A 691-nucleotide genomic window follows, 5' to 3' on the forward strand; every position below is an offset into this window, starting at 1 on the left:
TATCGTCGATTTCACAGTCTTTCAGCACACAACCAGTGCCGATAATGACGTTATCACCCAGCGATACGTTACCTTCGATGATCACATTGGCATCGATTTCACAATCCATACCGCACTGAAGCTCACCGCGTAAGTCAAAACGCGCAGGGTCACGTAGCATTACACCTTGTTCAAGTAGTTTTTGTGCTTGCATCGATTGGAACGCGCGCTCTAGACGAGCAAGTTGAGCGCGATCATTAACACCTTCTACTTCAATGGCATTCACTGGGTGAACGGCTTCAACGGCACGCCCTTCGTCGTGCGCAGCAGCAATAACGTCTGTTAGGTAGTACTCACCTTGAGCATTGTTGTTGTTTAAGCCAGACAACCAACGCTTCAGATCACCACCAGTCGCAACCATTACGCCAGTGTTGATCTCTTTAATTTGCTTTTGTTCTTCGCTTGCGTCTTTTTGCTCAACGATAGCAACCACTGGACCATTTTTACGAATGATACGTCCGTAACCGGTCGGGTTATCGAGCATTACAGTAAGTAACGCGATGCCACCTGTTGGTTGTGCATCAAGCAGGTTTTCAATGGTTTCAGGAGAAATTAGTGGGACATCACCATAAAGAACTAGGATCTTTTCATCGTCTTCGAAACGTGGAGAAGCCTGATCCACCGCGTGGCCAGTACCAAGCTGATCCGCTTG

At 47.6% G+C, this 691-nt stretch carries 1 pseudogene; it reads right to left on the reverse strand.

Annotation, left to right across the window (positions count from 1 at the left end):
• A pseudogene (gene glmU / locus R8N47_RS25380) lies at positions 1-691 on the reverse strand (bifunctional UDP-N-acetylglucosamine diphosphorylase/glucosamine-1-phosphate N-acetyltransferase GlmU); the annotation flags it as partial.

The sequence above is a fragment of the Vibrio sp. 2132-1 genome (genome assembly GCF_033344315.1).